The sequence below is a fragment of the Pedococcus sp. P2_A3 genome (assembly GCF_056405035.1).
The window spans coordinates 1-20,366 of the sequence record NZ_JBFUCW010000007.1 but is presented as its reverse complement, the minus strand read 5'-3'; the positions used below and the strand labels follow the sequence as shown (position 1 = coordinate 20,366).

Here is a 20,366-nt window from a genome sequence, read left to right as displayed (position 1 = left end):
CCGCTAGACCCTCGTCGTCGGACGCCCTGCCTCGGGCATGAGATGGCGCAGCGAGTGTCGGGCGAGCGCGATCATCTGCCGGGTGGCGGGGGAGAGCACCTGCCCCTCTCTCTGGACGAGCGCGACGGTGTCGTGCAGCGGCTCCGCGAAGGGGAACGTGCGCAGGTGGGAAGGGAATGACGGAGAGCGGACGATCGAGCTGCTGACGATGGTGGCTCCGACGCCTTGGCCAACCAGCCCGAGGGCCGTCTCCACCTGTTCGACTTCGATCACCGGCACGAGCTCCACGCCGGCCCGGGTGGCGCGCTCCCGGAGCTGGCGTCGCGTCGGGTCGTTCCAGCCGACGTGGGCGTCGTAGAGCACCAAGGAGGCAGCGGCGAGCTCGCCGATCTCCACCGGGCCTGCGGACGCCGCACGGGTGGTCGAGCACCACAGCACCGGGTCGTCGAACAGGGGGGTGACGACCAGCCCGTCCTCCTCGACGGGGAGGACGACCAGACCGGCCTCGAGCTCACCCGTGCGAATCGATTCCGCCACCAGCGCCGAGTTGAGGCCCACCATGCGCAGCTGCACCCCCGGATAGCGGGAGTGGAAGCGGTGCGCCAGGTCGGCGAGGTCGTAGTAGGCGGCATTGCGCAACACTCCGAAGGTGCACACCCCTGAGGTGAGGGAGCGCATGGACCGTAGGGCATTGCGACCGCTCTCGACGGCGGCTGTGGCCTGCAACGCGTGCGTGCGCAGCTCGGTAGCCGCCGGCGTGGGCGCCAGCTGCCGTCCTCCCCGGGTGAAGAGCGACAGGCCGAGCTCGTCCTCGAGCCGGGATACCAGCTCACTCACCGAAGCCTGGCTGGTGTCGAGGCGTCGTGCGGCGCCCGTGAACGAACCGGTCTCGAGGACCATGAGGAAGGCGCGGAGCTGAGCCAAGGTCATAGGCATACCCTATAGCGCCTATCGTTCATCTATGGGTTGTCCTATCAATCCGAAGTCCGTAGGTTCGGCGCATGCACATCGGAAACAGCGACAGGCCAAGGATCACAGGACAATTCGAGACCCTGAAGAAGGGTGACGTGGGGGGTGTTCCCGCGCAGCGGCACCCTGCCGTCATCGAGACAGTCTCCGGGATGTTGAGCGACATCGAGACCAACGGTCTCGACGCAGTCCTGCGCTACTCGCGCACCCTGGACAAGTGGGGCGGTGGCGAGCTGGAGCTGTCCGAAGCGGCCCTCGCCCGAACGGGGGACCAGCTCTCTCCCGAGTTGCGCGAGGCCCTCGAGGTCGGTGCCGACCGCACGAGTCGGTTCGCCCGCGCGCAGCGGGAACGCCTGACGAACTTCGAGGTCGAGCTCGAGCCCGGACTGGTGACCGGCTTCCGCTACCTCCCGGTGCCGAGGGTCGGCGCCTACCTGCCGGCTGGCAACTTCCCCATCCTGGCCAGCGCCTTCATGACCGTGGGCGTGGCCAAGGCTGCCGACGTGCCGACGGTGCTGGTGTGTACCCCGCCGGTCACCCCCGAGGCGGGCCACCCCGCGGTGCTGTATGCCGCGTACCTGTCAGGAGCGGACCGCGCCTTCGTCCTCGGCGGAGTCCAGGCCCTGGCCGCGCTGGCTTTCGGGCTGGTGGGTGAGGCGCCTGTCGACATGATCGTCGGCGCTGGCAACGCCTACGTCACCGAGGCGAAGCGGCAGCTGTTCGGCCGCGTGGGCATCGACCTGCTGGCGGGGCCGTCCGAGGTCGCGGTGATCGCGGACGAGACCGCAGACCCCGAGATGGTCGCTGCGGACCTGCTCGGGCAGGCGGAGCACGGCCTCCAGTCGCCGGCGTCGCTGGTCACGACGTCCAGGGCCTTGGGGGAGGAGGTCATCGCGGCGGTCGACCGCCAGCTCGAGACGCTCTCCACGCGGGAGATCGCGGGGCCTGCGTGGCGGGACTACGGCACGGTCTATCTGGCCGACACGCGCGAGACCGCGGTCGAGCTCATGGACCTGCTTGCCCCCGAACACCTCGAGGTGCTCACTGCGGACGACGACTGGTACCACGACCATCTGACCAGCTACGGCTCGATCTTCCTTGGACCGTGGTCGACGGTCGCATACTCGGACAAGGGGATGGCAGGCACCAACCACGTGCTGCCCACCGGACGAGGAGCTCGCTCCAACGCCGGGCTCTCAGTGTCTCGCTTCCTTCGTCCACTGACCTACCAGCGATCGACGCGTGAGGCGACGCCTGAGCTCGCGCGCTATGTGGAGCGAATCGCGCAGTTCGAGGGCATGGAGGCGCACGAGCGCACGGCCACTCTTCGGCTGCGGAGCTACAACGCCTGACCCTGCTCCACCCTCCCCGTACATCCCCCTGAACGAATGAGGAACGTCATGCCGCATCGATCTCCGGAACACGTCGAAGAATTCACACCCGGACTGCTTCGGCGCGAACTTCGCGTCGTCGACGCGGCCGCGTTCTCGGTCGGGCTCATCGGCCCTGTGGGTGCGATGGCCCTGCTGGGTGTCGGCGCGGCCAGCCTCCTCGGGCATGCCGCGACCTGGGCATTCATCTTCGCCATCGTCGGTGTGGTTCTCGTCGGCTACGGGTTCATCAAGATGTCGGGCTACATCGCGCACACCGGGTCGGTCTACGCCGTGGTGGGCCGCACCCTCGGACCACGGGCTGGTTTTGTGGCGGGTGCCGCCTTGGCCATGGCCTACACCACGATCGGCACCGGGTCCACCATCGAGATCGCCCTGTTCTTCAACAAGGTGCTCTCGGGTCTGCACATCGTCCCGGCGGGCACCAGTGAGTGGGTCTGGACGGCCGTCGTCGCGCTGGCGATCGTGGTGGCCCTGGCGCTCACCGAGGTCCGGGTGCTGACCAAGGTGCTGCTGGTCTCAGAACTGGTCGGCGCTGCGTTGGTGGCGTTGCTCAGCCTCGTGATCCTCGTGCGCGTAGGCACGGGACACGCCCCGGACGGTCAGACCTTCAGCTGGGACATTTTCGCACTGCCCCACGGCGCCGATGCCGGCACCATTGCAGGTGCCGCAGTCTTCGGCTTCCTCGCCTTCGCGGGTTTCGAAGGCGCCGCCGCGCTCGGCGAGGAGACCATGGATCCGAAACGCGGCATACCACGGGCCTTGAAGATCACCATCGTGGTCGTGGCCGTCTTCTTCTTGTTGACCATCGTCGGACAGGTGGTCGGGTACGGCGGCAGCGCCGCGCAGGTGAAGGCCTTCGCTGGTGCTGACGACCCGTACGGCGACCTCGCAACGGCCTACCTCGGCAGCGCCATGGCGGTCTTGCTCAACCTGATGGCCAGCGTCAGCCTGTTCGCGATCACACTCGGCACGGTCAACGGTGCGGCGCGTGTCACCTACGCACTCCTGCGGGACGCCGGGGTTGATGGGCCGCCCGTGCGCCTCTCGCGTCGCGGCGCTCCCATCGGGACCATAGTCATCGTGACGGCCCTCATCCTGTGCTTCTCCGTGGGCCAGCGCCTGGCCGGCACCGCCGTGCTCGACGCGACGTTCTACTGGCTCACTCTGGGCACGATCGCGCTGCTCGTTGCCTATGCGTTGGCCACGGCCGGAGCCTTCCGGTTCCTGTTCATGAACGACCAGGGGCGGGCTCCTCGGTGGCAGGCCGTCGTGCCGATCCTGGCCATGGCGTTCGTGCTGTACACGATCTACAAGAATGTGGTCGGTGTCGAGGGCCCGTACCGGATCTTCCCGTGGGTGGTCCTGGCGGTGCTCGCCATCGCGGCCCTGGTGGTCACGGGGGTGCCGGGACTGGCGGGCCGGGTAGGTGCGCGGATGGTGGAGCACGACGATCACCCGGTGGCTGAGATCTCCGCGCTCGAAGAGTTCGCGTGACGTCGCTGGTGTGCCGGCAGCTGGCTCCCCGGGTCGGGGAGCCAGCGCACAACCACAGCCAGATCCTCGACGCCATTTCGGACAGCGGAGATGCGGACCTGCTGGTGCTGCCCGAGCTCGCCTCGTCCGGATACGTCTTTCAGGACGCGCAGGAGACCCGGCGGCTGGCGCTGAGGATCACCGGCGACGCTGTCAGTGAGTGGATCGCAGCCGTTCCCAAGGACACGATCGTCGCGTGCGGCTATGCCGAGCTCGGTGAGGACGACCTGGTCTACAACAGCGCGCTGCTGTTCGACCGCCGAGGTGTCATCGCGAACTACCGCAAGGTCCATCTGTGGGACAAGGAGAAGGCCGTCTTCCAGCCCGGTGCCTCCGCGGCCCCGGTGGTCGACACACCTCTGGGGCGGCTTGGTCTCATGGTCTGCTACGACCTTGAGTTTCCCGAGTACACCCGCAGCGCGGCGATGCGCGGCGCGGACGCCCTCGTCGTGCCGACCAACTGGCCGCTCGTCCCGAGACCGGACGGCGAACGACCACCAGAGGTCGTCATCGCCCAGGCCGCCGCACGAACCAACAAGATGGCCATCATTTGCTGCGACCGCAGCGGAACCGAGCGTGGCCAGGACTGGACCGAGGGCACGACTGTGATCAACCACGACGGTTGGGTGGCGGCCCAGGCTGACGACTCAGGCGTGGCCCGATGCGAGCTGGATCTCCGAGCCGGCCGTGACAAACAAATCGGCGAACACAACCACCTCTTCCACGACAGACGCCCCGACTTCTACTGATAGGTGTGTACGGCCCGCTCCGACAACAGATTCCAGCACCCGCCGCGGGTCGGATCTAGTTTTCAGTTGTCGTGCGCGGCTGCGTCGCATGACTCCGGTTGCCATCGAGTCTCTGTGGCGAATTCGCGGCGTAAGTGCATTCGTGAGCCGAGAAGCTGCTGGTGGGCGGACGGCATACGACGGTCTGCAATTCCATCGCGAAAGCTTCGARGGTTCGAATCCTTCACCTGCCACCCAGTGCAAGAGGAGCCCCTGATCAGCGGAACGCGGGTCAGGGGCTCTTGTTGGCGTCCGTGAACGTGTCCGGCTGGCAGCGGCCCAGACCTGCGCTCTGCGGGGTACGCGGGAGAATGCACGGAGAATTCTGGGTTCATGGCCTGCCTTGGACTGTCGCAGCCCCTTTGTTGAGGACCGCGTCCACGCGGCCCTGTCAACCGCCTCTTGGCCGCAGAACCTTTGGCACAGCTGCCCAGTCACACGCCATTCAGTACCTCTTCCGTATCGCGACTTCGACTCATCAGAGATGGAGAGCCATCGGACTCCGACGAGACGTGGGTGGTCACCGACCTCGTCCCCAAGGTTTTACGGCCCTGAGTGGCTCAATGGTGACCGACCACCCCTGTCAACGCTCGCTTGGGCTGCCCTCTCGCTGGCGTCCTATCCCGCCACCACGACGATGAGTGTGCGGGGGCCGTGGACGCCTTCGACGCGGTCGAGCTCGATGTCGCTGGTGGCTGAGGGTCCGCTGATGAAGGTGAGGGGGCGTTGGGGGTCGACTCGCTGCAGGCCTTCGGGGACGGTCTCGACGATGTCCGTGACGCGCACGACGCAGACGTGGGTGTCGGGCACCAGGGTGATCGCGCGTCGCCCACACAGCTCACCACCGTCGAGGACGATGGTGCCGGTCTCGGCGATGGTCACGACGGACCCGGTGACGACGGCGGGGACGCGGTCGAGGCCGCGTGCGTCGAGCGAGCCGTCGTCCACGATGACGTCGGCGAGCCAGGCGGCCCACTTCCGCGGCGTGCCGGCGGGGGTGATCGCTTGTCCGATCTCACGAGAGGCCAGGGCGTCGGCAACGGCGCGTCCGATGGAGTCGTCGTCGTCCGCGCCGATCCGGACGACGGTGGCGCGGTAGTCCTCGAGCCGGTCGACGAGCTGGAGGACGAGCTCGGGCGCGCCCGCGGCATACCTCCCCTGTTGGCGGTAGGCGCGGGGGACCGGCGGCGCGGACGGGTCCTCGCCGAGGGCGCCGCGGATGCGGGCCAGCACCTCCTCGCGGGCGCTCACGACGAGGCTCCTCGGGTGCGGGTCCACCAGTCGCGGAACGACTCGGCTGCCGGGGTCGGTGCGTCGCGCGAGGCGGTCCAGCCGTTGAGTGGCGGCGGGAGCGGGATGCGCGGCTTCCCCCTCCGTATGCCGTGTCGTGCCACCGCCGCGGCACGGCCGGCTTTCGCGAAGCGCCCCTCGTCGGCCATCGCCCAGGCGGCCGCCTTCATGGCGGCGGCCTCGGGGCTGGGCAGCCGGTGGGTGCTGGCGCGTGCCTCGGTGTGCTCGGCGCGCAGCTGGACGAGCAGGTCGGGGATGTTGATCTTGACGGGGCAGACGTCGTAGCAGGCGCCGCAGAGGCTGGAGGCGTAGGGCAGGGAGTCGTTGGGGTCGTCGCCGCCGGTGAGCCCGGTCAGCAGGGGGGTGAGGATGGCGCCGATCGGTCCGGGGTAGACCGAGCCGTAGGCGTGGCCGCCGGTGCGTTCGTAGACGGGGCAGACGTTGAGGCAGGCCGAGCAGCGGATGCAGTGCAAGGCGGTGCGTCCCAGCTCGTCGGCCAGGGCTCGGGTGCGGCCGTTGTCGAGCAGCACCAGGTGGAAGTCCTGCGGGCCATCACCGGGGGTGACCCCGGTCCAGGTGGACGTGTAGGGGTTCATCCGCTCACCGGTGGATGACCGCGGCAGCAGCTGGAGGAACACCTCCAGGTCGCGCCAGGTCGGGACCACCTTCTCGATACCCATGACCGTGATGAGCGTCTCGGGCAATGTGAGGCACATCCGTCCGTTGCCCTCGGACTCGACCACGGTCAGGGTGCCGGTCTCGGCGACCCCGAAGTTGGCACCGGACACCGCGACCCGGGCCCGCAGGAACACCTCACGCAGGTGGGTGCGAGCGGCGGCAGCGAGCACGGCCGGCTCGTCGGTCAGGGCGGGGTCGACGCCGGGCATCTCGCGGGCGAAGATCTCACGGATCTCGGCTCGCCCGCGGTGGATGGCCGGGACGAGGATGTGGGACGGCTTGTCGTGGCCGAGCTGGACGATGAGCTCGGCCAGGTCGGTCTCGTGGGCGGTGATCCCCGCGGCCTCGAGCGCCTCGTTGAGCCCGATCTCCTGGGTCGCCATCGACTTCACCTTGACGACCTCGTCGGCGCCCGTCGCACGGACGAGGTCGGTCACGAGCTGGTTGGCCTCGGCGGCGTCACGGGCCCAGTGCACCGTCCCACCACGGGCGATGACGTTGGCCTCGAGCTGTTCGAGCAGCTCGGGCAGCCGCGCCATCGTGTCGGCCTTGATCGCCGAGCCGGCGTCGCGCAGCGCCTCCCAGTCCGGCACCTCGGCCACGACGCTGGCGCGCTTGGCCCGGATCGTCGAGGTGGCGTGGGCCAGGTTGCGCCGCAGCTGGGTGTCGGCGAGCGCGTCGTGCGCTGCGACGGGGAACGACCGCTCGCCGGTGAGGTGACCCACGGCGGTGTCAGCGGCCGGTCCGCGCACCCGACCACCCGGCATACCGAGGAAGGTGCTCATGCGGTGCTCGCGAGGATCTCTGCCAGGTGCACGGGCCGCACCCCTGTCTTGAGGCGGGACAGGCCGCCGCCGATGTGCATCAGGCACGAGGAGTCGCCGGCGGTGACCACCTCCGCCCTGGTCGTGAGCACCGCGGACATCTTGTCGGCCAGCATGGCCGTGGAGGTCTCGGCGTTCTTGACCGAGAAGGTGCCCCCGAACCCGCAGCACACGTCGGCGGCGGGAAGCTCCACCAGGTCGATGCCGCGGACCGCCCGAAGAAGCAGCAACGGGGCTTCGCCGACGCCGAGCAGGCGCAGCGAGTGGCAGGTGGGGTGGTAGGTCACCCGATGCGGGTAGGAGGCGCCGACGTCGGTCACGCCGAGCACGTCGACGAGCAGCTGCGACAGCTCAAACGTCCGTGCCGCGACCGCCTCCGCGCGGACTGCAAGCGCCTCGTCACCAGCGCGCCGCGCGATCGCCGCGTGCTGGTGGCGCACCGACCCGGCACACGACCCGGACGGCGCCACGACGGCCTCGCAGCCATCTGCGAGCGCCCGTTCGAACACCTCCACGTGATGACGCACCAGACCCACCGCATCTCGCTGGTAGCCGGTGTTGGTGTGCATCTGACCGCAGCAGGTCTGGGCCTGCGGAAAGACGACCTGGTGCCCGAGTCTCTCCAACACTGTGACGGTGGCCCTGCCGACGCCGGGGAACAGGACGTCGCCGAGACACGTGACGAACAAGGCGATCTTCACTACTTCTCCCTGGTCGGGCGCCTGCGCTGCCACGATTCAAGGATGTGTTCGTCCATGGCCTGCGCGGCCGCTTCGGCGTCACCGGCAAGAACTGCCTCGTGAACCCGCTGGTGGGCCTCATGGGTCAACCGGATGTGCTCCTTGGAGGGGTCGCCGACGAAACGCATGCTGCGATAAGCCTCGACGGTCACGGTGCGGATCATGGCTCGCCCCAGACGATTTCGTGAGGCGGCCATGATTGCGTCGTGGAAGGCCACATCAGCCGTCAGGTATGCCGTGGCGTCGTCGATGCTGCCGTCGAGCGCAGTCATGCACTCGGTGATTGCAGCGCGGTCCGCTTCCGTGGCGTTGGTGGCGGCCTGGCCGGCCATCTGGGCTTCCAGCGCCCGGCGAACGTCGACCAGGTCCTCCAGGATCGAGTTGCCAGCGTCGTGGCGAACAACGGCCGACAGCACTGTGGGGTTCAGCAGGTCCCAGTCGGCTAGGGGCCGGACTCGCGTCCCCTGACCCTGCTGGACCGTGACCAGGCGCATCGCCTCGAGCGCCTTCACCGCTTCACGCACGACAGTGCGGCTCACGCCGAAGGTCTCACACAGCACCGGTTCGGTGGGCAGGCTGTCGCCGGTCACCAGTTCGTCGCTGACGATACGGTCGACCAGCTCCTCGACCACGGCGGTGGCGAGACGACGTGGCCGGCGTGGCCACGGCGAGGACAGGCTTGCGCTCATGGCCGCAGCATAGCCAGAAAAGCGCCTTGACAGAATACGTATGACGAATAATGATTGAGCGCATTGAGAGCGTGTCATCCGTCGGGTACACGTGACCCGGACCACCACACCCAGCGCGCGGCCTGTGCCACCCGGTGGGCAAGGAGAGGCAGTACCCATGAAGTTGGCACGCATCGGGGCCGCTGGGGCAGAGCGCCCCGCAGTCCAGGACGAGTCGGGGGCCTGGCGCGACCTCGGCACCGTGATCGGAGACCTGGATGGCACCGTCCTGTCAGGGGACCTCGACACGACCGTGAGGCGGGCGCTATGCGCCGGCGGGCTGCCCGTCATTGACGGGTCCGCGCGGTTCGGCCCCCCGTTGGCCAAGATCGGCAAGATCGTCTGTGTCGGGCTCAACTACCGCGACCACGCCGCCGAGACAGGTGCCGCCGTCCCGAGCGAACCCGTGCTGTTCATGAAGGCTCCCGACACAGTGGTGGGACCGGACGACGAGGTCCTTGTGCCGCGGGCCTCGGCGAAGACCGACTGGGAGGTGGAGCTCGCAGTCGTGATCGGCCGCGAGGCGGCCTACCTCGAGAGCCCCGCCGCCGCGGCCGCGCACATCGCGGGCTACGCCATCAGCCACGACGTCTCCGAGCGTGAGTTCCAGATCGAACGCGGGGGACAGTGGGACAAGGGCAAGAACTGCGCGACGTTCAACCCGTTCGGCCCGTGGCTGGTGACCCCCGACGAGGTGGCTGATCCGCAGGCGCTCACCCTCCGGCTCTGGGTCAACGGCGAGCTCAAGCAGGACGGCAAGACGTCAGACATGGTCTACGGAGCCCACTTCCTCGTCCACTACATCAGCCAGTTCATGACGCTCTACCCCGGTGACGTGATCAACACCGGCACCCCTGCCGGAGTGGCCCTCGGCGTGCCGGGCACGCCCTTCCTCAAGGCCGGGGACGTCGTCGAGCTCGAGATCGACGGGCTTGGACGGCAGCGCCAGACCTTCGGGGCTGCGTGATGACTGACACTGCAGAGTTCGCAGGCCTCAAGGCGCTCGTCACCGGGGGCGCCTCGGGCATCGGTCTGGCGATCGCCGACCTGTTGGCTGACCGCGGTGCGGCGGTCGCAGTCCTGGACCGCGATGTCGCCCCCGTCGTTGGTGGCAGGCACCTCGCCGTCGCAGCCGACGTCAGCGACGACGCCGCTGTCCGGGCAGCAGTCACGGAGGCGGTCGCCACTCTCGCGGGACTCGACATCGTCGTCAACAACGCCGGCATCGGCGCCCAGGGCGGCGTCGATGGCAACGACGACGCAGAGTGGCTCAGGGTGTTGGACATCAACGTCCTCGGCATCGTGCGCGTGACTCGCGCTGCACTGCCAAGTCTGCGCGGGTCGGACCACGCCGCCATCGTCAACATCTGCTCCATCGCGGCGACCGCGGGCCTGCCCCAGCGAGCGGTCTACTCCGCCAGCAAGGGCGCCGTTCTATCGCTGACGCTCGCCATGGCGGCGGACCTGCTGCCCGAGGGCATCCGGGTCAACGCGGTGAATCCCGGTACGGCCGATACCCCATGGGTGCAACGCCTGCTGAGCGCCGCCGATGACCCGGTCGCCGAGCGGGCGGCGTTGGAGGCCAGGCAGCCCCACGGCCGACTTGTGACGCCGCAGGAGATCGCCCACGCCGTCGCCTACTTCGCCTCCCCTCTTGCCGGGTCGACGGCTGGCACGACGTTGGCCGTGGACGGCGGGATGGACCGGCTTCGACTGCGACCCAGGTCGTGACCTCACGTCACGGGCCTGTCGTCACCCTGTGGTCCGAGCGCGAGGACCTGCACCACGCCCTGCACACCGCAGCGTCGGAGGACCGCCATGGCGACTGAGAAGACTCGCATCTCCGAGACCACCAAAACCCCAGCGACCACCGATCGCATCGACGCCCACCACCACGTCTGGGACCTGGACGTCCGGCCTCAGGGATGGACGACGCACTTTTCCGGAATCGACCGAACCTTCACGATCGACGAGCTCGAGCCGCAACTTGTTGCCGCCCACGTCAGCGGGACTGTGCTCGTCGAGACGATCAACGTCGCGGCAGAGACGCCTGAGCTGCTGGCTATGGCCGCCAACACCCCAGTCGTCCGCGGCGTGGTCGGATGGGTCGACCTGACCTCTCCGGATGTGTCGGAGCGGATCGCCGAGCTGAAGTCCTCGCCGGGCGGGGAGCACCTGGTGGGGCTGCGACACCAGGCGCAGGGCGAGGCCGACCCGCTGTGGCTGAACCGCAAAGACGTGCGGCGTGGGCTGAGGGCCGTTGCCTGCGCGGGGCTTGCGTTCGACTTCCTCATCCACCAACACCAGCTCCCCGCCGCGATCGAGACTGCCCGGCACGCGCCGGAACTTCGGTTCGTCCTGAGCCACCTCGGCAAGCCCTCGATCGCGGCGGGCGAATTCGAGCCTTGGTCCGCCCACCTCGCCGACCTCGCGTCCTCCGAGAACGTGGCTTGCAAGCTGTCCGGGATGGTCACCGAAGCGTCGCCGACCTGGTCGGTCGCCGACCTGGAGCCGTATGCCGCCCACGCGCTGGCGGTCTTCGGTCCCGAGCGGATGATGGCGGGCTCCGACTGGCCCGTCTGCCTCATCCGTAGCGACTACGCCACGGTGTGGAGCGCGAACGAAGAGCTCGTCGCACAGCTCTCACCGGCTGAGCAGCACGCGGTCCTCGGGGGCACTGCGATCAACTGGTACGGCCTGTCGTGACAGACCTCGAAAGGCGACGGCTAGGGACAACCGATGTGGAGCTGACGACGCTGGGCTTCGGCGGCGCCAACCTCGGGAACCTGTATCGAGCCGTCGGAGACGAGCAGGCCCATGCGGTGGTGGATGCGGCGTGGGACAACGGAATTCGCTATTTCGACACGGCGCCCCACTACGGGCTCGGGCTGTCTGAGCGGCGACTGGGAGCGGCGTTGCGTGATCGGCCGCGTGCCGAGTACGTCCTCTCCACCAAGGTCGGTCGCCTGCTGGTCCCCAACGAAGACGCCACGGGGTCCGACATGGCCCAGCAGTTCGACGTCGCCGACGACCTGCGCCGTGAGCTGGACTACTCGGGCCCAGGAGTGCGTCGCAGCCTGGAGGAGAGCCTCGAGCGGCTGGGTGTCGACCAGGTCGATGTTGCGCTAGTGCACGACCCCGACGACTTCATCCAAGAGGCGCTCGACGGAGCGCTGCCCGAACTGGTGCGCATGCGTGACGAAGGGATCGTCAAGGCGGTTGGCGTGGGAATGAACCAGTGGCAGGGGCCGCTGCGCTTCGTGCAGGAGAGCGACCTGGACGTCGTCATGCTGGCCGGGCGATGGACCCTGCTCGACCGCACGGGCGGGCCGCTGCTCGACACCTGCCTGGGTCGAGGGGTCAGCGTCGTGGCTGCTGCCCCGTTCAACTCCGGCCTTCTGGCGCGCGCCGATCCCCGCGCAGAATCGCACTTCAACTACGACGCCCCGGATGCACCTCTACTGCAGGCGGCCCGTGACCTCGCCGCCCTCGCGCGTGAACACGGGTGCACCCTGCCCCAGGTCGCACTTCAGTTCCCCCTCCGGCACCCCGCTGTCGTGAGCGTCGTCGCAGGGCTCGGTCGGCCCGAACATGTCGACTCCTCCGTCGCGTGGCTGTCCGAGCCCGTGCCCGGGGCGTTCTGGGACGAGGCAGCCCGAGTGGTCGAAGGGCTTCTCTGAAGCGTCAGCCGGCAGCGGTGGTCCCGCGCGCATCCGCGGCGGCCGGCCGGCGTCGCTCCCACGACCCGAGGATGTGTGCTCGCATCGCCTGCCCGGCGCGGGCGCCGTCGCGGTGTTCCAAGGCCTCGAGGATGGCCCGGTGCTCCGCCAGCGTGATGTCGATGTTGGACCGTGTCGCCGAGCCGTGGTAGCGACCGGTGGTGCGGGCCTGGTCGTGGATGCTGGTGACAATGGCCCGGCCCAGCCGGTTTCCGGACAAAGTCATCACGGCATCGTGGAACTGCACGTCTGCCCGAGCAAAGGCCTGGGCATCCTCCGAGCCCTCCGTCATCTCGGCATAGGCCAGTCGGAGCGCACTCAGATCAGGGGCCTGCTGACCCCTGCAGGCCTCCTCTGCCATGGCCATCTCCAGCGCCGCCCGGACCGACACGAGGTCGTCGAGGATGCCGAGCGACTCGTCGTGCTTGACCATCGCGCTGAGGACCACGTCGTCGATGAGGTCCCACGCGTCCATGGAGCGCACGACGGTGCCAACCCCCTGGCGGCTTGACAGCAGCCCTTTGGCCTGGAGGGTCTTCACCGACTCGCGAATGACCGTCCGGGAGACGCCGAGCTGCTCCCCGAGCTCGGTTTCGGAGGGCAGAATCGTGCCGACGGGCAGTGCCCCGCTGACGATCTGGTCCACCAGGGTCGCGACGACCACCGTCCCCAAGCTGGAGCGCTGGGCCGGAGCCGGGGCGGTCCACCTGCTGTCCTCGGTCGTCATGGTGTCACCTTCTTCCGGTGCAAGTGTCTTGGGCGGATGGTAGCCGGATCTTCATATTGCCTAATCATCATATGTATTATATCTTAGGAGTCAGCATCGCGGCACCGGGCCGCTCAGGACCTTGCTTGACGAAGGAGTCATCCCATGGGTATCGGAATGCGGAACACCCCATCCAGAGCAGCTTCAGCGGCCGCTCGGACGCCGCGGGCCGTTGTCGCAGCAACTGCCGTTGCCTGCGCGCTCGCCCTCGCCGCCTGCGCCGGCGGGCAGAGCGTTGGCAGCACCAAGAACACTGCGGATGCCGGGAGTCCCTTCGGCTTCAAGACCGCAGCGCAGGACGCGAAGGCCGAGATCACCGTGTGGGTCGACTCGACCCGCCAGCCGGTCGCCGAGGCCTATGTCGCGGCGCACCCCGACGTCAAGGTCAAGATCGTCGCGTACGACGGCAATGCCAACGGGTCAAACTCATTCAAGACCAAGACGCAGCTCTTCGACCGCTCCGGCTCAGGCTGGCCCGACGTCGCCTTCACGACGGACAACAACTCGGCTGCGTGGGGCTCACTGAGCGGCACTGGCGCCCTCGCCCCGGTCAACAAGGGGCTGGTCCCCACCGCGACCCTCGACGGGTACTCCAAGGGCGCGCTCGATGTGTGCACCCTCGACGGCGTGGCCTACTGCCTCCGCAATGACCTGGCTCAGAATGTGCTCTGGTACAACAAGAAGCTGATGGACCAGTGGGGGTACTCAGTCCCCAAGACGTGGGCGGAGTACGAGCAGCTCGGGAACAAGGTGTCCACGGAGCACCCGGGATACCTGGTCGGCACCGCCGGCGACGCTTGGGCCCCGGAGATCTACATGTGGGCCGCCCAGTGCCCCGCCAACCAGGTCGACGGTCCCAAGAAGCTCACGGTGAACACGGGAGACCCCAACTGTGTGAAGGCGGCCAAGCTCCTCGACGGACTGATCGCCAACAAGTCCATGTCGACCCTGTCGCTGTTCGGCCCGGAGTTCGCCAAGACCAAGGCTGACAAGGTCCTCATGCTGCCGGGTCCGTCGTGGTACGGCGGCGCCGTCTTCCAAGGCACGCTCAAGACGCCGAAGGGTGAACTTGCAGTCGCCCCTCCGCTGGCATGGGATGGCGGTTCTGCGGCGACGGGCAACGTCGGTGGCGGCGCGTGGTGGGTTTCCGCCCACAGCAAGAACCTCAAGGCAGCGGCCGACTTGGCAACCTGGGTCACGAGCCAGTCCGCAGTCGGGGGCACGCTCCTCCCGACGTACCCGGCATACAGCCAGGCGGCCACGGCATGGCTGGCCGAGACGCAAAAGAGCGGGTACTACGCCGGTGACATCGCTCCTGCCCTCCAGCAGGCAGCCGGAGAGGTTTGGTCGGGCTGGGGCTCGCCGTCCTTCAGCCAGGAAGCGATCTGGGCCAAGGTCGTCCAAGCGGGTATGACCAAGGGCGAGACCATCGAGTCCCTGCTCCCCGCGTGGCAGAAGCAGATCGAGAACGAAGCCAAGATCCTCGGCTACCAGGTCAAGACCAGCTGACACCATGGCCATCCCCACTGCAACGATCCCCGGGAGCCGGCCCGTCGCCAGCTCCCGGGGGAACGGCAAGGCCGGGTACCTGTTCGTGGCGCCGTTCGCCATCCTGTTCATGTTCTTCGGGGTCATCCCGGTGCTCTACTCCCTCTACCTTGCGTTCACCACTGGATCGGGGGGTTTCGCGGGGCTGTCCAACTTCACGAAGGCCGCCACCGACTTCCGGTTCCTCCCAGCTGTGGGTCACGTCGCAGCGTTCGTCGCAATCTGGCTCCTGCTCCTTTCCGTCTTTGTCGTGACTCTGACTTTGGTCATGAACCGTTTGGCGCGACGCCGGACCAAGACCTTCGTCCGGTTCGCGTACTACATCCCCGGCGCCCTGGCAGGTGCCTCGAGTGTCCTGCTGTGGCTCTTCCTCCTCGACCCCACGGTGAGCCCGGTGGCCTGGGTGCTCAAGGCCACCGGTTCCGAGACCTTCCAGCAGGTGGTGGCGCCGGGACACCTACCGGTGATCTTCGCCCTCATCGCCTTCTGGATTGGTGCTGGCGGCTGGATCCTGGTGCTCTACGGCGCCCTGAACACGATTCCCACGGAGGTCATCGAGGCCGCCAAGGTCGACGGATGCGGTCCTGTCCGCAGCGCATTGCAGATCGAGCTGCCGATGATCCGCAAGTCGATCGTCTACATGCTGATCCTCTCCCTTGCCGCGGGAACGCAGCTGTTCGTGGAACCCCAGCTCGTCTCGCAGGCCAGCTTCGGCGTGGTTCCCAACGACTACAGCGTCAACCAGCTTGCCTACATCTACGCCTTCGGTCAGAACGACTTCAACGGATCAGCGGCGATCTCGATCATGTTGCTCGTCGTTGCCGCCCTTGCAGCGGGACTCTTCGTCGCCCGCGGCCGACTCTTCGAGACGGACTGAAGGAAACGGCATGACAACCACCACAGCACCGCACAGCCGACGCCAAGCCACTCAAGCGGTCCCCAAGAGGCCAAGCAAATCACCCACCTCCGGTACCTTCGCCGGTCGCGCGTTGATGGCCGTCGTGCTCGGCGTGTTCGCCCTGTTCTTCCTCGTACCGGTCATCTGGCTCTTCCTGGCGGCCACCAAGGGCCCGCGCGAACTGGTGAACAGCGGACCGTTCAGCCTCGGGAGCCTGTCCGCCCTGCGCGAGAACTGGAACGCCCTGATGTCGTTCCAGGACGGGGCCATCAGCACCTGGATGACCAACTCGGTTCTCTATGCAGGCCTGGCCCTGGTCCTGACCCTGTTCGTGAGCGTCCCTGCCGGGTACGCACTGGCAAAGATGCGGTTTCGCGGCAGGCGCTTGCTGCTCGTGGCGACCCTCGTCGTGATGCTGATGCCTGCGACCTCGCTCGTGCTGCCCATCTTCCTCGAGATCAACTACGTCAGCCTGGTCAACACGCCCCTGTCAGTTGTTCTGCCCTACTCGTTCTTCCCGTTCGGCGTCTACCTGGCCTACATCTACTTCTCCACGGCCATGCCCAGCGAGCTGCTCGAGGCGGCCAAGATCGACGGCTGCGGGGAGCTGCGGACCTTCACATCGATCGTGCTTCCCCTCTCCACCCCGGTGGTGGCCTTGGTGGGCTTCTTCAGCTTCGTGCAGAACTGGAACAACTTCTTCCTGCCGTACGTGATGCTCCCGGGCAGCGATGCCTACCCCATGCAGGTCGGCCTGACGCAGATGCTCGCCTCCACACCCAACTTCAACCCTGTCGTGGGTGCCAACGCGGCCGTGAGCCCCCCGGAACTCGTGCTGGCCACCCTCGTATCCGTCGCACCGGTGCTCGTGGTCTTCCTGATCGCCCAGCGGTTCCTCGTCACCGGCCTGACCGCCGGCGCCACGAAGGGCTGACATGAAGATCACTGGATACCGCAGCCTCACGACCTACCACCGGTGGGGGCGCTCCGTCGGCGACGCCAACGGGTTCATCCCGAACGCCGTGACCGAGGTGCCCATCTTGATCATCGAGACCGACGAAGGGGTCGAGGGCATCGGCCTCGGGGCACATCGCGATGTCGACCGCGTATTCGCGGCCGTCGAAGGAGAGGACCCGCGCGCGGTCGTCGCCCTGTACGACCGAATGCTCCGGCAGGTGTTCAAGACCGGGCACCAAGGCGCGACGTTCGGAGCTGTCGGGGCTCTCGACATGGCGCTGTGGGACCTCAAGGCCAAGCTCGCCGGAGAACCATTGTGGCGCCTGCTCGGGGGCAGGGATCGATTCGTTCCGGGCTACGCCTCGGGGCTCGACGCGGGTCTGAGCGACGACGAGCTGGTCGAGGTGTACGAGTCGTTCGCCGCCCGAGGCTTTACGGCCGCGAAGGTGAAGGGAGGGCTCGATCCGACTCGCGATCTCGTCCGCCTGCGGCTGGTGCGCGACGTCTTGTCGCGAGGCAACGCCTCGCCCGCGCTCATGCTCGACGCCAACGAGGTCTGGCAGCCCAAGGAAGCGATCCGTCACGTCTGCATGCTCGAGGAACACCTCGACCTCACCTGGGTCGAGGAGCCCGTACGGCGCTGGGATGCCGACGGTCATCACCTCGTGCGCCGCGGCATCAAGGCCGCGGTCGCGACCGGGGAGAACCTCACAGGGCTCGAGCAGTACCGATCACTGCTCGCGGCCCAGGGGGTCGACGTCGTGCAAGCCGGCAGTGTCTGGGGAATCACCCACTTCCTGCGGGTGGCCGCCCTCGCCCACGCGTACGACCTCCCAGTCAGTCCGGTGGGTTACCACACGAATCCCCTGGCGGCAGCATCGACGGCCCTTCCCAACGTCATCGCCATCGAGGTACAGAACCTCGAAGAGCCACTAGGGCTCAGCGTCGACCACACGGTTGCCGACGGGGGCCTGGTCCTCGGCGACCAGCCAGGAAGCGGGCTCGTCGTTGACGAGTCCGCCATCGGCGCCCCCGCGGGGGTCCCGTGGTCCACCGCCAACGGCCCCCATGTCCGCTCCGACCGGGCCGGCCTACGGCTGACCCAGCCCACGTGACTCAATCCATCACCGAAAAAGGACCACTCATGATCGACTTTGCCGACTCCAAGGCCGTCGCCAAGGCCATTCAGTACACCAACGTCAACCCTGACCTCACCCGTGATGGAGTGCTCGAGCACCTGCGTACCGCCCGGGAGTACGGGTTCGACGCCGCCATGATCGCGCCGGTGTGGGTCTCGCTGGGCAAGGAGGTGTTGGCGGGTTCCGACGTCAAGGTTGCCTCGACCCTGAACTTCCCCATGGCCAACGACACCCTGGGTATGCGGCTCGCGGCACTGCGGGAGCTTGCCAAGGCGGGGGCTGACGAGTTCGACTTCCCGCCCCACCCCGGCTACCTGCTGGGTGGCCAGCTGGAGGAGTACACCCGCGACATGAACGAGATCGTCAAGGCCGCGCATGACGAGGGCATGAAGGTCAAGGCGATGCTCGAGTTCGGCTACCTCGACGAAGAGCAGAAGGTGCTTGCGACCCGAATCGCCTACGAGGCCGGCATCGACTGGGTGAAGCAGTCCAGTGGCTGGGGTGTGGGCGGCTGCGCCGCAACCGTGGAAGATGTGGCCCTCCTCAAGGCAAACATCAGTCCACCCTGCCGCGTCAAGGTCTCCGGCAAGGTCAACTCGCTGGAGAAGATGAAGGCCATGTTCGAGGCCGGTGCCGAGCTCGTTGGCACCAGCTCGGCACCGCAGATCGTCGATGGGCTGGTGGGTGACGTCGATGCCTACTGAGGTCGCCACGCCAGCCCGTGTGGCGGTGGTCGGGAGCTACGCCAAGGCGATCGTCATCACGGCCGACCGGATCCCCACCACTGGCGAGACCTTGGTGGGCAGAGACTACCGACAGACCTTTGGGGGCAAGGGATCTGACATGGCGGTGCAGGCGGCGCGACTGGGGGCAGCCGTCGATTTCATCGGCGTCGTGGGCGAGGACCCCTTCGGTCGGGAGTTCCTCGATCTGCTGGCCGACGAGGGTGTCACGACCACGCACGTCAGGATGAGCCGGGAGCGGCCCACTGGTGTCGGCCTGATCATCAAGGACGATGTAGGGCACAACATCATCGTCGTCGACCCAGGTGCCAATGCAGTCTTCTCGACCGACGACGTGGTGGCGGCGAGAGACGCGCTCGGAGAGGCACGGGTTGTGTTGGCGCAGCTGGAGATCCCGCTTGCGACCGCCCTCGCCGGCTTGGCCGCCGCCAAACAGGCAGGTGCTCTGACCATCCTCAACCCGGCCCCTGCCGTGCCGTTGGCCGCAGTGCTGCCCCCCGGAGGTCTGGCCGGCGTTGACCTCATCACCCCCAACGAGACTGAGGCGCGGGTGCTGCTCGGTCTGGATCCCCACAGCAGTGAGGACAACCGGCTCATCGCGGACCGTCTGCTTGCGATGGGAGTGGGAGCTGTGGTGATCACCAGGGGCGAGCACGGCGCCGAGCTCTTCACCCCCGACGACCATGTCCACGTAGCCCCGCACCCCGTGGACGTCGTGGACTCCAACGGGGCAGGTGACAGCTTCAACGCTGGACTCGCCGTTGCGCTCGCCGAAGGCCGGGAGCTCGTCGAGTCGGTGCGATTCGCCAACGCTGTCGCTGCCCTGTGCTGCGAAGGCTGGGAAACCGTTCCGTCCTATCGGGACCGGTCGACAGTGGAGGCGTTCCTCGCCGAGTCAGGAGTGCGGCGATGAAGGGCGGAGCGCTCCTCCACCCGGAGCTGGCGCAGGCACTAGCGACTCTCGGCCACACCGACACCATCCTCGTCACCGATGCCGGGTTCCCGATACCTGCCGGTGCCCACCGGATCGACCTCGGCCTACGTCCCGGGTTGATCGACGTGCGTGACGTGCTGCGGGTTGTCCTCGACCAGGTCTACGTCGAGGAGGCAGTCTTCGCGCCGGAGCTCAAGTCGCACCATCCGGGGCTCTACCGAGAGGTGCAGGAGATCTTCACCGGATCCGGTGCGACGTTCAGCTCGGCCAGCCACGAGCTCCTCTGCAGCCACTACGCCCGTGAGGCCAAGTTCGTGATCAGGTCGGGCTCCTTCGAGCCGTGGGCCAACTTCTCCTTGGTCGCCAGCACTGACCCGTTCGCCTGGTTTGCCGACGATGAAGTGGAGATACTCCCGGCCTACGTCGAACGGCGTCAGCGAATCCAGCAAAGGCACGTTCCCGACCTCCCCTGAGGGGACCTGTAGCGCGCCACCTGCCGTGACATTCCCACGATTGCGGTCTCCGACTGACGTTGTCGGGCTTCGGTTGCTGTCGAGAGGCTGTGGGGAAAACGCGGCGAAGTGGGCGACGAGCCGTTAAGCGGCAGGTGAGCAGGCGGCATACCGAGAGGGGGTCCGGTTCCTGTGGCGGCACCAGGGGGTGCGCTCCAACTCGCTGATCGGTGCGCTCCAGTCGGTCGCGGGCGCCGGGTTCATGG

Annotated in this window: 20 protein-coding genes; 14 read left to right on the top strand and 6 right to left on the bottom strand. The window is 67.6% G+C overall.

Translation table 11 applies throughout. The features are described from left to right. Positions 1–3 precede the first annotated feature (3 nt). Positions 4–930: a LysR family transcriptional regulator gene (locus tag AC1DX8_RS07330; protein ID WP_477629260.1), complete on the bottom strand. Its 927-nt coding sequence runs from the start codon at positions 928–930 to the stop codon at positions 4–6. 137 nt (positions 931–1,067) lie between these two features. Here AC1DX8_RS07330 and hisD point away from each other — a divergent pair, with 137 nt between their 5' ends. The 3 genes from hisD to AC1DX8_RS07315 are packed head-to-tail and all read left to right on the top strand — an operon-like array spanning position 1,068 to position 4,645. Continuing rightward, positions 1,068–2,321 carry a histidinol dehydrogenase gene (hisD, locus tag AC1DX8_RS07325; RefSeq protein ID WP_477629259.1) on the top strand — a complete coding sequence of 418 codons (1,254 nt, stop codon included), beginning with the start codon at positions 1,068–1,070 and terminating at the stop codon, positions 2,319–2,321. A gap of 48 nt (positions 2,322–2,369) precedes the next feature. Beyond that, a complete protein-coding gene (locus AC1DX8_RS07320) occupies positions 2,370–3,857 on the top strand; it encodes an APC family permease (RefSeq protein ID WP_477629258.1) in 1,488 nt (495 codons plus the stop codon). After that, entirely contained in the window at positions 3,854–4,645 is a 792-nt protein-coding gene (locus AC1DX8_RS07315) for a nitrilase-related carbon-nitrogen hydrolase (RefSeq protein WP_477629257.1), read from the top strand. The genes AC1DX8_RS07320 and AC1DX8_RS07315 overlap by 4 nt, the downstream gene beginning before the upstream one ends. Before the next feature lie 657 nt (positions 4,646–5,302). On the opposite strand, the gene AC1DX8_RS07310 is transcribed toward AC1DX8_RS07315, so the two are convergent. The 4 genes from AC1DX8_RS07310 to AC1DX8_RS07295 are packed head-to-tail and all read right to left on the bottom strand — an operon-like array spanning position 5,303 to position 8,848. Further along, complete coding sequence (locus AC1DX8_RS07310) at positions 5,303–5,935, bottom strand: LutC/YkgG family protein (RefSeq protein ID WP_477629256.1); 633 nt, start codon at positions 5,933–5,935, stop codon at positions 5,303–5,305. After that, a complete protein-coding gene (locus AC1DX8_RS07305; RefSeq protein WP_477629255.1) occupies positions 5,932–7,437 on the bottom strand; it encodes a lactate utilization protein B in 1,506 nt (501 codons plus the stop codon). Before AC1DX8_RS07305 ends, AC1DX8_RS07310 begins: the two co-directional genes overlap by 4 nt. Continuing rightward, complete coding sequence (locus AC1DX8_RS07300) at positions 7,434–8,177, bottom strand: (Fe-S)-binding protein (RefSeq protein ID WP_477629403.1); 744 nt, start codon at positions 8,175–8,177, stop codon at positions 7,434–7,436. The genes AC1DX8_RS07305 and AC1DX8_RS07300 overlap by 4 nt, the downstream gene beginning before the upstream one ends. Continuing rightward, the gene (locus AC1DX8_RS07295; protein ID WP_477629254.1) at positions 8,177–8,848 is read right to left on the bottom strand and encodes a FadR/GntR family transcriptional regulator; all 672 of its coding nucleotides are present in this window, start codon (positions 8,846–8,848) and stop codon (positions 8,177–8,179) included. Before AC1DX8_RS07295 ends, AC1DX8_RS07300 begins: the two co-directional genes overlap by 1 nt. Positions 8,849–9,062: 214 nt before the next feature. On the opposite strand from AC1DX8_RS07295, the gene AC1DX8_RS07290 reads away from it, so the two are divergent. The 4 genes from AC1DX8_RS07290 (at position 9,063) to AC1DX8_RS07275 (ending at position 12,624) form a co-directional block, all read left to right on the top strand. Next, positions 9,063–9,911 (top strand): fumarylacetoacetate hydrolase family protein, encoded by an 849-nt coding sequence (locus AC1DX8_RS07290; protein ID WP_477629253.1) that lies wholly within the window; start codon positions 9,063–9,065, stop codon positions 9,909–9,911. Continuing rightward, positions 9,911–10,675 carry an SDR family NAD(P)-dependent oxidoreductase gene (locus AC1DX8_RS07285; RefSeq protein WP_477629252.1) on the top strand — a complete coding sequence of 255 codons (765 nt, stop codon included), beginning with the start codon at positions 9,911–9,913 and terminating at the stop codon, positions 10,673–10,675. Before AC1DX8_RS07290 ends, AC1DX8_RS07285 begins: the two co-directional genes overlap by 1 nt. Before the next feature lie 87 nt (positions 10,676–10,762). Then, positions 10,763–11,650, top strand: coding sequence for an amidohydrolase family protein (locus AC1DX8_RS07280; RefSeq protein ID WP_477629251.1), 888 nt, complete (start codon positions 10,763–10,765; stop codon positions 11,648–11,650). Positions 11,651–11,685: 35 nt separating this feature from the next. Further along, on the top strand, positions 11,686–12,624 hold the full coding sequence (locus AC1DX8_RS07275) for an aldo/keto reductase (RefSeq protein WP_477629250.1): 939 nt from the start codon (positions 11,686–11,688) through the stop codon (positions 12,622–12,624). Positions 12,625–12,628: 4 nt separating this feature from the next. On the opposite strand, the gene AC1DX8_RS07270 is transcribed toward AC1DX8_RS07275, so the two are convergent. Further along, the gene (locus tag AC1DX8_RS07270) at positions 12,629–13,390 is read right to left on the bottom strand and encodes a FadR/GntR family transcriptional regulator (RefSeq protein ID WP_477629249.1); all 762 of its coding nucleotides are present in this window, start codon (positions 13,388–13,390) and stop codon (positions 12,629–12,631) included. Positions 13,391–13,534: 144 nt separating this feature from the next. Between AC1DX8_RS07270 and AC1DX8_RS07265 the strand changes: the two genes are divergently transcribed. The 7 genes from AC1DX8_RS07265 to rbsD all read left to right on the top strand — a co-directional run bounded on the left by AC1DX8_RS07265 (position 13,535) and on the right by rbsD (position 20,121). Further along, positions 13,535–14,938 (top strand): ABC transporter substrate-binding protein, encoded by a 1,404-nt coding sequence (locus AC1DX8_RS07265; RefSeq protein WP_477629248.1) that lies wholly within the window; start codon positions 13,535–13,537, stop codon positions 14,936–14,938. A 4-nt stretch (positions 14,939–14,942) separates the two neighbouring features. Continuing rightward, the gene (locus AC1DX8_RS07260) at positions 14,943–15,854 is read left to right on the top strand and encodes a carbohydrate ABC transporter permease (protein WP_477629247.1); all 912 of its coding nucleotides are present in this window, start codon (positions 14,943–14,945) and stop codon (positions 15,852–15,854) included. A 115-nt stretch (positions 15,855–15,969) separates the two neighbouring features. Continuing rightward, a complete protein-coding gene (locus tag AC1DX8_RS07255) occupies positions 15,970–16,809 on the top strand; it encodes a carbohydrate ABC transporter permease (protein WP_477629246.1) in 840 nt (279 codons plus the stop codon). 1 nt (position 16,810) lies between these two features. After that, the gene (locus AC1DX8_RS07250) at positions 16,811–17,947 is read left to right on the top strand and encodes a mandelate racemase/muconate lactonizing enzyme family protein (protein ID WP_477629245.1); all 1,137 of its coding nucleotides are present in this window, start codon (positions 16,811–16,813) and stop codon (positions 17,945–17,947) included. Positions 17,948–17,976: 29 nt separating this feature from the next. Beyond that, positions 17,977–18,675, top strand: a complete 699-nt coding sequence (gene deoC, locus AC1DX8_RS07245; protein ID WP_477629244.1) for a deoxyribose-phosphate aldolase — start codon at positions 17,977–17,979, stop codon at positions 18,673–18,675. A gap of 19 nt (positions 18,676–18,694) precedes the next feature. Further along, complete coding sequence (locus tag AC1DX8_RS07240; RefSeq protein WP_477629243.1) at positions 18,695–19,627, top strand: ribokinase; 933 nt, start codon at positions 18,695–18,697, stop codon at positions 19,625–19,627. Then, positions 19,624–20,121 (top strand): D-ribose pyranase, encoded by a 498-nt coding sequence (rbsD, locus tag AC1DX8_RS07235; protein WP_477629242.1) that lies wholly within the window; start codon positions 19,624–19,626, stop codon positions 20,119–20,121. Before AC1DX8_RS07240 ends, rbsD begins: the two co-directional genes overlap by 4 nt. Positions 20,122–20,366: the final 245 nt, after the last annotated feature.

Bases quoted from the DNA above. Each gene is read 5' to 3' on its own strand.
- AC1DX8_RS07250 (WP_477629245.1), top strand. From the start codon at position 16,811: ATGAAGATCACTGGATACCGCAGCCTCACGACCTACCACCGGTGGGGG.
- AC1DX8_RS07330 (WP_477629260.1), bottom strand. From the start codon at position 930: ATGACCTTGGCTCAGCTCCGCGCCTTCCTCATGGTCCTCGAGACCGGT.
- AC1DX8_RS07280 (WP_477629251.1), top strand. From the start codon at position 10,763: ATGGCGACTGAGAAGACTCGCATCTCCGAGACCACCAAAACCCCAGCG.
- AC1DX8_RS07290 (WP_477629253.1), top strand. From the start codon at position 9,063: ATGAAGTTGGCACGCATCGGGGCCGCTGGGGCAGAGCGCCCCGCAGTC.
- AC1DX8_RS07255 (WP_477629246.1), top strand. From the start codon at position 15,970: ATGGCCGTCGTGCTCGGCGTGTTCGCCCTGTTCTTCCTCGTACCGGTC.
- AC1DX8_RS07260 (WP_477629247.1), top strand. From the start codon at position 14,943: ATGGCCATCCCCACTGCAACGATCCCCGGGAGCCGGCCCGTCGCCAGC.
- AC1DX8_RS07305 (WP_477629255.1), bottom strand. From the start codon at position 7,437: ATGAGCACCTTCCTCGGTATGCCGGGTGGTCGGGTGCGCGGACCGGCC.
- AC1DX8_RS07320 (WP_477629258.1), top strand. From the start codon at position 2,370: ATGCCGCATCGATCTCCGGAACACGTCGAAGAATTCACACCCGGACTG.
- deoC (WP_477629244.1), top strand. From the start codon at position 17,977: ATGATCGACTTTGCCGACTCCAAGGCCGTCGCCAAGGCCATTCAGTAC.
- rbsD (WP_477629242.1), top strand. From the start codon at position 19,624: ATGAAGGGCGGAGCGCTCCTCCACCCGGAGCTGGCGCAGGCACTAGCG.
- AC1DX8_RS07270 (WP_477629249.1), bottom strand. From the start codon at position 13,390: ATGACGACCGAGGACAGCAGGTGGACCGCCCCGGCTCCGGCCCAGCGC.
- AC1DX8_RS07285 (WP_477629252.1), top strand. From the start codon at position 9,911: ATGACTGACACTGCAGAGTTCGCAGGCCTCAAGGCGCTCGTCACCGGG.
- AC1DX8_RS07265 (WP_477629248.1), top strand. From the start codon at position 13,535: ATGGGTATCGGAATGCGGAACACCCCATCCAGAGCAGCTTCAGCGGCC.